General features: G+C 35.6%; 12 protein-coding genes. 1 reads left to right on the top strand and 11 read right to left on the bottom strand.

Annotated features, from left to right (window positions below; all coding sequences use genetic code 11):
* Positions 1-232: 232 nt before the first annotated feature.
* From MHI57_RS04740 to MHI57_RS04780, 9 genes are all read right to left on the bottom strand, one after another.
* Positions 233-1,003: an IclR family transcriptional regulator gene (locus tag MHI57_RS04740; protein ID WP_095373011.1), complete on the bottom strand. Its 771-nt coding sequence runs from the start codon at positions 1,001-1,003 to the stop codon at positions 233-235.
* 33 nt (positions 1,004-1,036) lie between these two features.
* Positions 1,037-1,813 carry a fumarylacetoacetate hydrolase family protein gene (locus tag MHI57_RS04745; protein ID WP_095373010.1) on the bottom strand — a complete coding sequence of 259 codons (777 nt, stop codon included), beginning with the start codon at positions 1,811-1,813 and terminating at the stop codon, positions 1,037-1,039.
* A 116-nt stretch (positions 1,814-1,929) separates the two neighbouring features.
* Positions 1,930-4,107, bottom strand: a complete 2,178-nt coding sequence (locus MHI57_RS04750) for a malate synthase G (protein WP_095373009.1) — start codon at positions 4,105-4,107, stop codon at positions 1,930-1,932.
* A gap of 109 nt (positions 4,108-4,216) precedes the next feature.
* Positions 4,217-5,674, bottom strand: coding sequence for an FAD-linked oxidase C-terminal domain-containing protein (locus MHI57_RS04755; RefSeq protein WP_340975258.1), 1,458 nt, complete (start codon positions 5,672-5,674; stop codon positions 4,217-4,219).
* Complete coding sequence (locus tag MHI57_RS04760) at positions 5,671-7,011, bottom strand: (Fe-S)-binding protein (RefSeq protein ID WP_307313441.1); 1,341 nt, start codon at positions 7,009-7,011, stop codon at positions 5,671-5,673. Before MHI57_RS04760 ends, MHI57_RS04755 begins: the two co-directional genes overlap by 4 nt.
* Positions 7,012-8,331, bottom strand: a complete 1,320-nt coding sequence (locus MHI57_RS04765; RefSeq protein ID WP_340978548.1) for an FAD-binding oxidoreductase — start codon at positions 8,329-8,331, stop codon at positions 7,012-7,014.
* 64 nt (positions 8,332-8,395) lie between these two features.
* Positions 8,396-9,079 carry a FadR/GntR family transcriptional regulator gene (locus MHI57_RS04770; RefSeq protein ID WP_307313439.1) on the bottom strand — a complete coding sequence of 228 codons (684 nt, stop codon included), beginning with the start codon at positions 9,077-9,079 and terminating at the stop codon, positions 8,396-8,398.
* Positions 9,080-9,474: 395 nt separating this feature from the next.
* Positions 9,475-10,737: a C40 family peptidase gene (locus MHI57_RS04775; RefSeq protein WP_095373004.1), complete on the bottom strand. Its 1,263-nt coding sequence runs from the start codon at positions 10,735-10,737 to the stop codon at positions 9,475-9,477.
* Between the two features lie 603 nt (positions 10,738-11,340).
* Positions 11,341-14,436, bottom strand: a complete 3,096-nt coding sequence (locus MHI57_RS04780; protein ID WP_095373003.1) for a DEAD/DEAH box helicase — start codon at positions 14,434-14,436, stop codon at positions 11,341-11,343.
* 159 nt (positions 14,437-14,595) lie between these two features.
* Here MHI57_RS04780 and MHI57_RS04785 point away from each other — a divergent pair, with 159 nt between their 5' ends.
* Positions 14,596-15,072: a hypothetical protein gene (locus tag MHI57_RS04785; protein ID WP_095373002.1), complete on the top strand. Its 477-nt coding sequence runs from the start codon at positions 14,596-14,598 to the stop codon at positions 15,070-15,072.
* 180 nt (positions 15,073-15,252) lie between these two features.
* Here MHI57_RS04785 and MHI57_RS04790 read toward each other — a convergent pair whose 3' ends face one another.
* Together MHI57_RS04790 and MHI57_RS04795 are read right to left on the bottom strand one after the other, a co-directional pair.
* Entirely contained in the window at positions 15,253-15,453 is a 201-nt protein-coding gene (locus MHI57_RS04790; RefSeq protein ID WP_191817260.1) for a hypothetical protein, read from the bottom strand.
* A gap of 150 nt (positions 15,454-15,603) precedes the next feature.
* Positions 15,604-16,470, bottom strand: a complete 867-nt coding sequence (locus MHI57_RS04795) for a carbon-nitrogen hydrolase family protein (protein ID WP_322909482.1) — start codon at positions 16,468-16,470, stop codon at positions 15,604-15,606.
* Between the last annotated feature and the right edge of the window lie 126 nt (positions 16,471-16,596).

Consider the following 16,596-nt stretch of genomic DNA (forward strand, 5'->3'; position numbering starts at 1 on the left):
AACTAAAATATTTTGTTATACAACAAATATTATATATATTAATTATACTAATTTATTATGCAATTACAACAATATTTTGAAAATTATAAATTGATATTTTTTATTTATAATTAAAGTTTTTAAGAAGTAGAATGATTGATCAACAGATGAGGTAATAACAAGTGTTATTCGTCTAAAAAAGTAAAAACGCTCCCTTTTTTATAAGGGAGCGTTTTTACTAATTGAAAGATGACTATTCATCTAAATACCCTAACCGTATAGAAACACTCTTTCCAATATCAACCATAAAGGGAGCGAGTTCCTGCAAACGCTCTTGTGACATTCTTATTAATGGACCGGATACACTGATCGCAGCACATACATTGTTTTGATAGTCAAATATTGGAACAGCAATACACACAATTCCGTTTTCATTTTCCTCTAAGTCAAGAGCAAAACCTTTTGTCTTAATCATCTTTAAATTTTCTAACAATGCCATTTCATCTGTAATTGTATGCTCTGTATGAGGTTTCAACCCTTTTCTCTGTATAATATCTTTGACTACTTGTACTGGTTGATGTGCTAATATCGCTTTACCAACAGATGTACAATGCATAGGCGCACGTTTGCCAACAGATGAGTGCATTCTCAATGCTTCATTCCCATCGAGTTTTTCGATATAAACTACCTCGTCATTATCTGGTACCACTAGATGAATGACTTCATTCGTCTTTTGCTCCAAATCCTGTAAATAAAGCTTCGCTTCTGAGCGGATATCTATTGAATCAAGCAATCTAGTACTAATATTTAATATTTTGTAACCTACTTTATATTTGCCTGAATCTTTTACTTGCTCGATATAACCATACTTCACAAGAGTTGATAATATGCGGTGTACGGAGCTTTTATTGATATCCATTTCATTTGCAATTTCAGTCACACCCATACCGTACTTTCTTAAACTGATCATATCAATAATATCAAGCGCTCTACTTACCGATTTCACCATATTATCTCTTTCCATACCTTCACCTCAATCAAAACCTACAAAAATCATTTATGACTTTACTTCCGCTTTACTTCTTACGACTGTATTTGTTAACTGACCGATTGATTCAATCTCACATTCAATTATATCACCTTCACCAATCAATTCGGCGCCTACAGGGCTTCCAGTAAGGATAACATCTCCAGCCCTCAAAGTCATTACCTTCGATAGAAAAGCAATCATCTTTTGTATAGAAATAATCATTAACTCAGGTGGGCTATCTTGCTTTAATTGACCATTCAGATTGGCTCTAATGCGAGTTTCTTCTAGCTTAAGCTCTGTTTCTATAACTGGCCCAAGAGGAGTAAAAGTATCAAATGCTTTACCGACCGTCCAATGACCGTCTTGATGGAAAAATTGAGGAGCTGTTACATCATTACCAATCGTATAACCAAAAATATGATCAAACACATCTTCTTCAGCGACATCTTTTGTTTCTTTACCAATCACTACTGCCAATTCTGATTCAAATTTAACTTGATCAATCCCTTTAGGAATGATTATCTCTTCATTCGGACCGATTACGGATGATACCGGTTTAAAGAAAAACACTGGAACTGCTGGTAATTCCTCTGGTAGTTCTTGTTTATCACTAACAAAGTTTGCACCGATTCCGATAATTTGGGTGGGAACAATAGGAGAAACAAGTTTAACATCACTTTGATCATAATAGGTGCCTGTCTCTTCCCACTTATTGAATATATCACCTGAGATTTCTTTGATCTCCCCATTTTCAATGATACCTTGTAATAATTGATTATTAATCGTAAATCTTACAAATTTCATTTAAAATCCTCCTACTACAATCATTTAAGTTTTAAATTACAATTTCAACTCCCACTCTTCTTACTATATTTAGAAAGAGTGGCCACAAACGAACCACTCTTTTATTCATTATTTTTTTACTGTTTTACAGCAAACTTCGCTTTTGCCTCAATTCTACGACGGTGTAAAATTGGTTCGGTATATCCACTTGGCTGTTTAACTCCTTCAAAAACTAGTTCACATGCAGCTTGAAAAGCAACAGATTCCTCAAAGTTCGGTGCCATCGGATAATACAATGGATCATCCGCATTTTGTTCATCCACTACTTTCGCCATTCTTTTTAGAGTAGTCATCACTTGGTCCTTTGATACAATACCATGATGCAACCAATTCGCCATATGTTGGCTCGAAATTCTTAAAGTCGCTCGGTCCTCCATTAAATCAATATTATTGATATCTGGGACTTTTGAGCAACCGATGCCTTGATCAACCCATCTAACGACATATCCTAATATCCCTTGTGCATTATTATCCAACTCTGCTTGGATTTCTTCCCCAGTCCAATTAGTATCCTTTGCCACTGGTATGGCAAGTATCTCGTCTCTTAAGTCAGTCTTTTTCACTGATAATGATTGCTGTACTTTAGCCACATCTACTTGATGATAATGAAGGGCATGAAGTGTAGCTGCAGTCGGTGAAGGAACCCAAGCTGTATTTGCACCAGCTTTAGGGTGGGCCACCTTTTGTTCGAGCATGGCTGCCATTAAATCAGGCATCGCCCACATACCTTTTCCTATTTGCGCCTTCCCTTTAAAACCGGTAGAAAGCCCTGTTAACACATTAGATGTTTCATATGCTTGCAGCCATTTTGTTGACTTCATATCATTTTTACGAATCATTGCGCCCATTTCCATTGAGGTATGCATTTCATCTCCGGTACGATCTAAAAATCCTGTATTAATAAATACAACTCTCTCTTTTACTTCTTTAATACAAGATTTCAAGTTTAAAGAAGTTCTTCTTTCTTCATCCATTACACCTATCTTCAATGTATAACGATCGAGTCCCAATAAATCTTCTGTTCGGTTAAAAAGCTCATTGGCAAAAGCCACTTCTTCTGGACCATGCATTTTAGGTTTTACGATATAGATAGAATTATTTTTACTATTTTGATATTTTCCATTTCCAAGTAATGTATGTTTTGCTGCTAGTGAAGTAATCACACTATCCAAAATTCCTTCTTGAATTTCCTCACCATTTTCTGTTAATATCGCCTCATTTGTCATTAAGTGACCCACATTTCTGACAAACATGAGTGAGCGTCCATTAAGCGAAAAGGTATCTCCATTAGGTGCCAAATATTCACGATCATCATTCATAGCCCTTGTGATCGATCGGTCACCTTTTTTAAATGTAGAAGTTAAATCTCCTTTCATCAATCCTAACCAATTACGATATACAAGTACTTTATCTTCAGCATCAACTGCTGCAACTGAATCTTCACAATCCATAATCGTTGTAACTGCAGCTTCTAATAAAATATCTTTAATTCCGGCATCATCGGTTTTTCCAATTGGATGTTGACGATCAATTTGAATCTCAAAATGTAGTTGATTGTTTTTCAAAAGAATGGCCGTTGGTTCTGTTTCTGTCCCGCGATAACCGATAAATAATGCTTTATTACGAAGAGATTCTTTTGTCCCACTATTCAATGTAATAACTAGTTCACTGGCTTCAACAGTATAAGCAATCGCGTCTTTATGACTGCCTTCTTGTAATGGGATTACTTCATCTAAAAAGTTTCTACTAAAAGCAATTACTTTCTCTCCACGAATAGGGTTGTATGCACCTTCTTTCGTTGCCCCATCTTCAGTACTAACCGCATCTGTGCCGTACAAAGCATCATATAGACTGCCCCATCTCGCATTGGCAGCATTAATTGCATAGCGCCCATTATTAATTGGAACAACTAATTGTGGTCCTGCTTGAATGGCAATCTCATCGTCAATATTTTGAGTAGTAATTTCAAAATCATCAGCTTCTGGGAGCAAGTAGCCTATATCTTCTAAAAACTGCTTATACTGTTTCGCATCAAACGTTTTTTGTGTTGTATGCCATTCATTAATCTTTGTTTGTATGTCTTCTCTTTTTTGTAGTAACTGTTTATTCTTCGGAGTTAAATCGGCAATTAACTTTTCAAATCCTTGCCAAAATTGTTCTGAATCTACCTCTGCTCCTGGTAATGCCTCTTTTTCAATAAAATGAAATAATTCCTCCGCGATTTTAAGACTGCCTTTTTCTACATATTGCGTCATGATAATCCTCCTTGTTTGTTATTACAAAACACTGTTTCTATTATTCTAAAAAAAATATACCATGATTGACTGATCGCTTCAATGATTTTTAGATTATTCTTACGATTATTTATCCAATAATTTTCTCTTTTATTTCTTTTTTCACTTCTGCACATCTACTTGGAGACGGAAATAACTTGCCAGCATTCAAAAGATTATCCGTATTAAACACAGATCGAATATCCGTTTGTGCTGCAATTTCTTCATCAGTGAAAACGAACCGCATTTCTTCCCTCTTTTCAATACCTACTCCATGTTCACCTGTAATTGTTCCACCAACATCTGCACACACTTTTAGACATGCACTACCAGCTGCCAGCGCTTTCTCTGTTTCGCCAGGAACTCTCGCGTCAAATAAAACGAGCGGGTGTAAGTTCCCATCCCCAGCATGAAATATGTTGGCAATTCGCAAGTCATATTCTTCACTGATCTTATTAATTCTTCGAAGAACTTCAGGTAATTTACTACGTGGGATAACGCCATCTTGAACAAGATAATCAGGTGATATTGCCCCCATTGCACCAAATCCTGTTTTTCTATTAGCCCACCATGCTGCCCGTTCTTTTTCATCCTTTGCTGCTCTTACTTCTCTAACATTACGATGGCGACAAACCGATAAAATTTGCTCAATTTGTTCATCGATTCCTGCTGCAATACCATCTACTTCGATTAATAAAACAGCTGCTATATCTTTCGGATGACCAACCGGAAAGGCCGCTGCTTCTACTCCTTCAATAGCTGTCTTATCCATCATTTCAAGTGCTGCCGGAACAATACCTGCTGAAATGATATCCGATACTGCTTGACTACCGTCTTCAATATCATCAAAATAGGCTAACACGGTTTGTTTTCCTTCTGGATTTTTTAATATTCTGACGATGATTTTTGTTACAATACCTAATGTACCCTCTGAACCTGTAATAAGGCCTAATAGGTCATAACCAGGTTCATCTAAAATACCGTTTCTACCGATTTCAACTATTTCTCCATTTGGTAGAACTAATTCTAACCCTAAAATGTGGTTTGTTGTCACACCGTATTTTAAACAATGGGCACCTCCAGCATTCTCTGCCACATTCCCACCAATGGTACAGCAATATTGACTCGATGGATCTGGTGCATAGTAATATCCGCGTTCAATAATTTGATTTGTGAGTTTCAAATTCACATAACCAGGCTCGACAACTGCTCTCCTGTTATCAAGGTCAATGTTAATTAATCTTTTCATTTTAACCATGCTAATAATGACCTCATTATTAAGGGGAATCGCTCCACCACTCAACCCTGTACCCGCACCTCTCGCTAAAAAAGGTAAGGAATGATCATGACAATACTTGACAATACGTGCCACTTCGTCGGTTGAATGAGGAAAAACAACCGCTCTTGGTAATGATTTATGAATCGTAAACCCATCACAATCATAACTGATTAAATCTTCTTTATGATAAAGAATAGCCTGTTTATCATTTAACAATTGAGAGAGTCCATGAATATGTCGATCTTTTGTTTTTAATTTCCATTTCTTCATCCTCTACTCTCCTTTTGATAAGCCCAATCTAATAGTTGAACGGTATGAACAACCTTTTGACTGCGCCCATGATTTTTCACACCAATGGCCATTTGCAACATACAGCCGGGGTTCCCCATGGAAATCATCTCGACATCATCTGGCACGTTTTCCATTTTACTTGCTAATACAGCTCCCGCCATTTCAGGGTTGGTAATATTGTAAATACCTGCACTCCCACAACAACGATCTGCATTCGGCATATGGACCATCTCTACTCCAGGAATATTTAATAACAAATCTCGTGGTTCCTCTCTCACACCTTGACCATGAGCAAGATGGCAGGCATCGTGATAAGTAATTCTTTTATTCAAGGAAGCTTTTGGCTTTTCATAACCTGTATCATAAAGGAACTTCGAGATGTCCTCCACTTTATCTGCTAACGCTTCTGCTTTTTCTCGCCACTCTGGCTCCTCTTTAAATAATTCACCATATTCTTTCATCATACAGCCACATCCCGCTGCATTGACAATTACTGTATCGTCGTTCTCAAAGGCAAGAATATTTTGTTTTGCCAGTTTTCTACCCATATCTCGATCACCTGCATGAACATGTAAAGCCCCGCAACAGGTTTGATTTTGAGGAATATGGACATCATTACCATTACGTGTTAACACGTTTATAGTAGATTCATTGACATCACTAAACATAACATCCATTACACAACCAGTTAACATCGCCACTTCACGTTTAGTTTCTTGTTTCGCTTTAATTACTGATCCGTTACGATGTTTTTTCTTTACTGATGAATGAATCTTTGGCATGACCCCTTCCATATCAACTAAATGTTTAGGCATTATTTGAATGAGTTTCGTTTTTCTAACCAATGTTTGCATTCCACTTTTTTGATAGAACTTCAGCAGTCCACCTAAAGTTTGCAGACGATTTTCATGTGGAAATATCCCATGTAAAAATAACTTGTTTACAGACTTTTTCCATCCTTTTAGAGGAATAGCTTGCCTTACTTGCCCACGTGCTTCTTCAATTAATCCACCGACATCAACATCAGCCGGACATGCTGTTGTACAAGCTCGACAATCTAAACATGCAAATACAGGATCCATAAACTCTTCATTTACCATTAATTTCCCTTCTGCCACAGACTTAATTAAATAAACTCTTCCCCTTGGCGAATGCTGTTCCTGACCTGTTTGTTCATAGGTTGGACAAGATTCTAAACACATTCCGCAATGCACACAATCTGCCCATTTCGTTTCATCAGGCGCATCATTCCACAAATAATTGCTCACCCCGTCTTTGCAAGCTGGTTGCTTTGATTTTTGTTGTGAGACTGTCACCTATATCCCCCCTACATAACGTTTACGGTTTAAGATTTTTTTTGGATCGACCTTCGTTTTAATTCCTTCTAGTAAGTAATGAGCACCTTTCGTTTCTCCCCATGTATCAAACACTAACCTTTGAGCTAGCGGTAAATGTTTTATGATACAATAACCACCATTTTCATTTGTTACTTCTCTCATTTTTGTAAGCGCTTCAATCATTTCACTTTCTTTCCCCTTGATATATAGCTGCATCAAGCCATGACCGACTCCTCCATGCGTATAAATATCAATGTTGGTATTTCTTCTAATCTCCATTACTTTTAGGAGAATGTCTATAACGTTTAGATTGATTGTACCTATTTTAGCAACAGCAAAGATTTTTTCACCGTTGTTATACTCATCCTCTTTATCAATAGGCAGATGATAAAGTCGGTCCCATAACTGTTTTTCCTCACTATTTCTAAGAATAGTCAGTTTCATTTCTTCTTCTATCAAACTTTGAATATACTTTATTTGATATTCCACCGATTTTTCTACATCTTCGAAGCTTACGAGTAAGGAAAGTTTATTTATGCCGCTAATATTATATGAAACAATAGGATCAAGTAACTCACAACTAATTGGTTCAATACTATTATTTAATAAATTTCTAGTAAAAGAATAAATCGTATTTCTATCTTCACCTTGAAAAGATATGATGCAAGTGGCTGTACTCTTTGCCAGTGGACATAATTTAACCGTGACTTCTGTTATCACTCCAAGTGTCCCCATTGAAGAAATAAACAATTTATTCATGTCATAGCCGGCAACATTCTTTACTACTTTACCACCTGTACGAATCACCTTACCATCTGGGTATACTACTCTTAAACCGATGACTGCGTCTCTGGCAGATCCATAATTTAGTCTCTTCGGTCCACTATCATTACTTGCTATCACTCCACCAATTGTACTTACGTGAGGCATAAAGGGATCTAGTGCTAACTTTTGATTAAAATCCTCTAAATAACGTTGAACATCCTCAAGTTTCGTTCCTGCTTTAACGGTTAAAGTCATATCTCCACTATGATGTTCAACGATTCCCGTAAATTTTTCCATTGAAATAAGTAAATCAGCTTGATCAATTAATCCACCGTAACCCCTTTTAGATCCAGCACCTTGGATATTGACCGTGAATTGATGTTTATGAACAAAAGCGAATATTGCACTTAACTCTTCTTCTGAGGTTGGATATACGGTGTATTGTCCACTATTACCATACAAATCAGCTTGAGACATTTCATAGTCTAGTTTATAAGTTGTTAAATACTCCGCTATAGAAAGCACCTCATTCATCAATTTCCTTACCTCCTAATTGTTCGCTATTACAAAACACCGTTTTTCAAATAGCGAAAAATTTTTACTCCATAGTAGATGTCTCTTGTAACATATCTTCGACTGTGGTCAAATGCACCAGCATTTCTTCTGAAGCTTTTTTGCTATTTCGTTCCTTAATTGCTTGGAAAATGTTCCTATGTTGGGCTTCAATGATTGAACCTTTTTCTGTACTGTTCTGTATATATTGATGGAACTTTACTAGCGTTTGCTTCAATGGTGCTGATATGAAGTCTATAAATTGCATTAAAACTGTGTTACCTCCAATACAAGCAAGCTTTTGGTGAAATAAAAAATCCGATTCCCACCCCTTTTTTGCTGTAAGTATATAATGTAAATCCTCTACATCCTTTTCTGATCTGTGATTGGCAGCTAATTCCGCTAAACCTACCTCGACGATCTTACGTGCTTGAAAGAGTTCTTGTATATCCTTTTCATACAAATTCCAATACTTACTCCCCAGCAATGTATGAACATCAAACGCCTTCACATAAGTACCTTCTCCTTGTTTTACCTCAACTAATCCCTTCCCTTTCAATGCAGTGATTGCATCTCGAATCGCTGATCTCCCGACACCAAAAGACTCACAAAGCATGCGGACTGATGGAAGTTTTTCACCGATTTGATATTGACCATCGAGAATCATTTCCTCTAACTTCTCTTCAATAATATGTGAGACTTTCTTCGTCTCAATCTTTTCAATTGCCAAAATCATCACATCCTGTTATATATCACATATCAGATAAGTTAATTTTATTAAAACACCTAATAAGAATAATTGCAACTATTTTTAGAATTAACTGATAATTTTATAACTACTTATAGAAGATAAGTCAGATTTACAATTTTACTTGGAACCTATTTACATAGAGAATACGATAGCTGAGGAGAATAAAACAGGAAGTTTGAAAAACACCACAATCATTTAAGTGCTGATCTATTATTTGATGGGATAATACAACTTAGTACTAGCTTGTTCTCCTTTACCGATTATGATTAGGTTTCAAGATCCATGTTTAAGACGAGAACAGAATTGGGTATAAAATAAATAAGCGCCCTATTACATTCGTAACAAGACGCTCTTTCAAAAATTCAAATGATAGATTAGTTGATGCGGTTAACGCGGCCGTTAAATGCTTTTGCCCAATAACCACTTGACATATCAGCAATGGCTACACCTGTGCTGCTTTGTGAACCGATGAATTTACCGCCACCGATATAAATACCAACATGACCATCTGTTTTATACGTATTAAAGAATACCATATCCCCAGGTTGCATTTGGCTTGCTGGAACTGGTGTACCTTGATTTTTCAATGCATCCGTACTAGCACCTACACTATAGCCACCTTGAGCAAATGCCCAATGTACGAACCCAGAACAATCAAAACGACCTGCAGCGATATCAGATGCTGAGCGACCACCGCCAAATACATAAACTGAATTTCCGATGTATTTATTACCTGCTGAAATAACTGCTTGCATACCGCTACCAACAGTTGTAGATGCTGGTGCAGAAGATGCTTTTGCTGAAGACTTAGATTTAGAACTACTATTAGAGTTTGTAGTATTTGTTGAAGTTGAAGTTGATTCATTATTTGTAACACTTGCTTCTACAGGAGCTTGTCTCGCCATGCTACTCTCAATTTCAGCTTGCATTGCTGCTAGATCAACATCTTTAGCTTGTAACTTAGATTTTTTTTCAGCTGCAACTTCTTCTTTTTCTTTTAATTCAGCTTTTAGCTTATCATTTTGTGCTTCCTGTTCTTTTAGTTGCTCGCGCATACCTTCAAGATCAGTCATTTTTTCATTTAGTGTAGTTAACTCTTTATCTACTGTTGCTTTCTTTTCTTCTACTTCTTTTTTGTCTTTATCATGTTGAATTAATAATTCTTCGTCTGCATCGACAATTTTAGAAATCGCACCAACACGATCAACAAAATCACTGAAGCTAGTAGAACCTAGAAGGACTTCAATATAGTTAACGTTAGAACCACCACTATTTTGGATAGCCACTGCACGCTCTTTTAAGATTTCACTTCTTTTGTCAATTCTTTCTTGAATGACTTTAATTTCTTCTTCAAGTTTTTTTATTTTTGCTTTAGCTTCTTCAATTTCTTTTTCTGTTTCTTTAACAATTTTCTCGTTATCGGCTACTGCTTGGTCTACTTTTGCGATTTTCTCTTCTAAACCATTTAATTCTGTTAATACTGCTGCAAGTTCTTTTTCTGCTTTAGAAAGATCAGATTTGACATCAGAGCGTTCTTTTTTAATGTCATCCAGAGATTCTGCGTTCACTGCTGGAAGTGCGAAGGCTCCAAGGCCTAACATAATTGTTGTGTTTAATGCGATAATCTTTTTCTTCACTCATTTTCCCCTGCCTTTTTAACATTTTTCCTTTTTATGTATGTTTTATCTATATTGTCTATTTTTCTATGTTTTTTTTACTATAGTTCACTTTTATATGTCGGTATATTATCTAGTACAAAATGCATTATATCATCCCTTTTTGACATTCAGGTAATAGCAATGTTACAAATATATTACTAATCCGACATATTTCATCATTTTTTTATTACAAACTGAAACTTTTTCCTAAAAACTTGTATTTTTTTGCACCTTTCTCCTAATCTCTTTGGCCTAATAAAGACGGATGCTTCATCTGTAAAAATCTAGTTATTTCAATTATTTAATTCAGTCTCCATGAAAACATATTCACTTCAACATTTCAATGATTAACTCCTTTAGAATAGACACAGGTTAAATAAATACGTAAAGGTATTGAGTTATATTATTGAGTGAGCTAGCTAGCGAAAACTATAGAATTCCAATTTAAAATTGGTAGACTTTCTTCTTTATATACAAAAGTGAAATATTTGTATGATGAACAACATTAAGTGGATGAACTAGGAATATTACTTGCCTTTATAACACCTAAGCAAGAGACCAGAAACAAAAAAAAGAGACCCATTAGTCTCTTATATCTAAAAGATGTAATAGATCCTCTTCCGTAAGAAAGTCTTCTGTTTCCCGGTCAAGAATTGTATGAATTAAATCTTTTTTGCGATACTGCATTTCTTCCATTCTTTCCTCAATCGTACCTTTAGCAATTAATTTCACGACAACGACATCTTTTTTTTGACCGATGCGGTAGGCACGGTCCGCTGCCTGGCTTTCAACTGCTGGATTCCACCATGTGTCATATAAAATAACAGTGTCTGCACCTGTTAAATTCAAACCAGTACCACCAGCTTTTAATGATAACAGAAAAAGATTCTTTTCCCCGCTATTGAACCGTTCACACATTTCTACTCTTTCCTTTGCGGTTGTATGACCATCTAAATAAAAGAATTCTTTCCCTTGAAAGGAGAGTTCACTACTGATAATTTCAAGCATGCTCGTAAATTGAGAGAAAATGAGCACACGGCGATTCGCCTGTTTTGCTTCTTGTAATAAAGTCAATAAATGATCTAGTTTAGCTGAGCGTCCCTGATAGCCTTCTACAAATAATGCCGGGTGACAACATAACTGTCTTAACCTCGTTAGTCCTGCTAAAATTCTAATACGATTTTTCCTTAACGTCCGTTTATCTAAATGCTTTAATGTATCTTCTTTCAATTTGGCTAGATACGCTAAGTAAATTTTTTGTTGTTCTTTATATAAATCTATTCTTTCGATTTTTTCTTCCTTAACTGGAAGCTCTTCCAATACCTCTGTTTTCATTCTTCGTAAAACAAAAGGTTGAATTATTCGGGCAATCGCAGCGTTATTTAGTTCACTAAATTGTTGTAAGCCGAGAAATAAATCTGGGAAGATAATATGAAAGACAGACCATAAGTCCTCGATTGCATTTTCTATCGGTGTACCTGTTAGTGCAAACTTATATTGTGATGATAATTGTTTTACAGATTTATGTGTTTCTGTTAATGGGTTTTTAAAACTTTGTGCTTCATCAAAGATAATCGTGTGGAAACGTTCATTTTTCAACCAATGAATGTCTTTCCTTATTAACGTATATGATGTAATAACTACGTCTGCTACATGAATATCTTTACGTATTAATTGTCTTTCGCTCTGTTTGCCATCTAAAATCACAACTTTCATATCCGGTACAAACTTCATCCATTCTTGTAACCAATTGTAAAGTACGGATGAGGGGCATACAATAAGAGCAGGTGACTGTTTATGTCTTATTTCATCTATATAAGAATAGATGAAAGTAATCGCTTGTACCGTTTTCCCAAGCCCCATATCGTCTGCTAAAATTCCACCAAATTGGTTTTCTGCCAGCTTTCTCATCCACTGATAACCTTCTATTTGATAAGGCCTTAATATGGACGAAAAATTCCCTGGTAGAGGGTAGTCATCTTCGTTAAGATTTTTAAAATCTTGAAGAAAATTTCTTATAGATGCTTCAAAGGCAATCGTTTCTTCCTTCGTTTTTGCAATAAGCTGTAAGCCACGTACAAGTGTCGTTTCACTCCAATTTTCAGCTTGCAGAGGTACTTCGTTCAAAAAAGCCTTAATTTGTTGATAATCTTCTGTTTCTAATGATAATAATGCCCCGTTCTTGAGGCGATAGTATTTTCTTTTATGTTCAATTGCAGTTAGGATTTCTTTAATTTCTTGCTCAGGAATTCCTTCAATATCAAATTTAAATTGCAGCCAATTCATTCGATCTTTTTTCATTTTCACTCTAATAACTGGACGCGTTTTACCTTTATCAATCCTCATCTTTATGGCTGTAGTCGTGTATATACGTACATGCTCTTGTAAATCAGGTAAAATATGCATTAAAAAATGATATTCCAATTCTTCATTTTGAATATAATAACCTTCATCCGTTTTTGTAAAAGAGGCCTGTTCCATTAAAGAGAGGATTTGCTCCTCGTCTTCTTTATTTCTAAATAGAACCTTTTTAGCTTTTTCGTCATCTAATGGATTAAAACTTAATTTGCCGTAATGAAACTCCAGACTAGCTAATAATTTATGATTTAAGCGATCTAAATAAAGCTTTGCCACTAAGGGGGCTTGCATATATTGCTTTTTAATCGTATCAGCTATGGTTATGGTCGCAAGCCTCTTTAACCCAGGCACTACTTTATTTAAGAAAAATGAGATTTGTTCATCAGCAATCATCAATTTTTTATCTTCCTGCATCATCTTTAACAATTCAGTTAAACGTCTAAAGTCATGTTTAGGCCAATGATAAAAGCATCCCTCTTTATATACAGCTTGATAATATGGTAAAAGCTGAAAAGAATCATTATGATTGTAAGATAAAATAGCCATATTTTCTTCTTCGTTATAAGAGAGTTCAAAAATGATGGGTAAAGGTTGATCTGTTAATCTCATCGTTTGTAACTGTTTGTTCTCTTCTTTAAAGTGACTATTTTCTAACTGAATGATGTTCTCCATTACTTTTTCCCAAGTTAATGAAGGAATGAATAACCATTCGTGCTTTCTTTCTGCATTCTCTAATAGTTGCATAATATTGACGATTGGCTCGGCTAAATAATGTTTAGTAGCATCCAATAGAAATCCATTACTTTCTTTGTAAACCCTTCCTTCCATAAAAGAACGGAACCAATCGAGAGGGGACGAAATAGGTAGACCTTGATAGATAAATGATATCGCTAGCCTTGCTTCATTTTTCCATGTCACCGTACAGCATTGTATATGTATATCTAATTTTTTTCTATACTCAAAATGGGCTTGTTCATTTACTTCCGGAATCTCTTTTGCAAATAAGGAGAATAGTTGATTCGCATCTGAGTCCGCTCTCACTCTGTTCTTTTTTTGACAGGCAATATAAACAGCTGCTAGATGCTGACATTCTTTACGATAAGAAGAGAGTTGAGGGCAACTACACTTTGATTGTATCTCACCATCTATCCGTTCTACTTCTACATTGAAGTGTTCTCCGCTTTTAACAACTGCATAGATTTTGTTTTCTTCTTCTATTATAAAGTTGACTTTCCCTGCAGAGAAAAAAGCTTTACCGCGCTTATAAGAAACAGCTCCACATCTTTCAATAATCATCTTGTCAGTGAGGTTCAATTCCACAAATCATGCTCCTTTTTTCAAATGTTCTTCTATTATAACAAACCTATACATAAAGATTGTATAGCAAAAACTTTCTATTAATTGTTGAATTGATGTTTTGAAAGTGTATAAAAGGAAATATGAATAGTAGCAACAGAAAATATAAACGGAGGAGATTAAATGTTTAAGTTTATACTTTCCTTATCCGTCCTAACATTCGTCCTATTTCTGAACTTAACTGCGGTACCAAATGGGGAACCGGTGGCAGCAAAGGATACTACAGTTGAAAATGTGACTACTCAAGAACAAGCAAATATCGTTTCGACATTAAAAGATAAACTACATAGCGACCTGACAGAACAAGACGTAATCGATCAGTTTGGTCAGCCTGATCAAAAAATGAATGATGATATGTACGGCTTACCCTCTTTTCGCTATGATTTTAAACATGATGAACATTATTCATTAGATGCTGATTATCAGCTCGTCGATATGGATGCGTTAAAAAATAAACAATTAGAGGCCATTATATACTTTGATTTTGATGATAACAAAAATATTAGAAGTGCAGCACTCTATTATGTAAACGATGAGCAGAAAATTGAAGAATACCGTATATTTGCTGATGGTACAGAAAAAAAGATGGAGATTGAATAGTAGAGATAAACTTATAAAGACGATAGATAAAAAGAAAAAGTCAGTCCCGTTAACACTCATATACGGGACTGACTTTTTCTATCCTTTGGCACTCATATATATTCATTAAGTGTTTGCCCTTAATTGATTTCTCAGCACCACACTCGTAAGGTAGTTCGAACATAGAGCGAACCCTTCTAATCATTCTTCTTTATTCAATTCGGCTGCTTTCCTTTGAATTGTAATAATTAGCTTTACTAATACAACCGTACCTGCGATATTAGCGATTAAACTTGAAAGCAATAATAGAATCGCTACGATTGGCGAAACATCTAGTTTAAAGGAAAAATAGAGTAAAACAATACCTATAAATATAAGAAGAAAGCCAGGATATTTTTTCACAACAACACCGCCTATCGAAACCATAATTTAATCCAATCCTATTTTTATCTGTTACTGAGTTTTAACTCGTTTGTTTATCTCAAGGTTCTCCCTAAATATGGACACATACTCACAGTTCTTAGTGGAAAACCAATGACATGTTCAATAATCCTATCTTGCCTTTCCCCAATCATAATATAAATCCGTTCTCCGGTCACGCCAAGTTGTAACAGATCCTTTTTTTCTTACTTCATCCAATAAATGAAGATCGATGTCTGCTGTAATAATCATATCATTATTTAATTCCCCCTCTGCTAAAACACCTTGCGGAGGAAAGGGTATATCGTTTGGTGTCATGATAGCTGCTTGTCCAAAATTTGCACGCATAAAATCAACTGTGGGAAGTGATCCCACCGTCCCTGCACCTACTACATAGATTTGATTTTCGATTGCTCTTGCGTGAGAAGTATATCTGACGCGATGAAAACCATGGCGGTCATCTGTACACGATGGGCAAAAAATAACATCTGCCCCTTTCGCTACTGCCATACGGACAATCTCAGGAAATTCTATGTCATAACATGTAAGAATCGCAATCCTACCTTTTTCTGTATCGAAAACTCTTAAGTCCTCACCCTTTGTTATGCCCCATTCATATATTTCAGTGGGTGTCAAATGAAGCTTTGCTTGTTCTTCTATCCTTCCATCCGGGTAAAAAAGATGGGCCATATTATAAAGACGATTATTTCGCCTGATTACGTGAGTCCCTGCAATCATATGCATATTTGTTTCAGCAGCTAATTGAGTAAACAGCGATTGATATTGTTTCGTAAAACCTGGTAATTCTGCAATGGATAAACTTTCACCCGTTTCACTACCAATTGATAGTAATTGAGTAGTAAAAAATTCTGGAAACAATACAAACTCAGAATCAAACTCTTTTGCAGTAAGAATATAGTGTTTGCATTGTCGAGCAAAATCCTCAAACGAACGAATCGTATGCAAATGATACTGCACACTAGAAACTCTCATCTTCATTGTCATCCTCCTTATCTTTTGGGCATAATAAAACCCAGAGAAAGAAAAGCCGCATTCTTTCTACCGGGTAAACAAGTCAAGTCTTTCTTTAATTTTCTCATAACTTTTATTATGATAAATATTTTT

The sequence above is a fragment of the Cytobacillus sp. FSL K6-0129 genome, assembly GCF_038007625.1.
In the GTDB taxonomy this organism is placed as follows: Bacteria; Bacillota; Bacilli; order Bacillales; family Cytobacillaceae; genus Cytobacillus; species Cytobacillus kochii.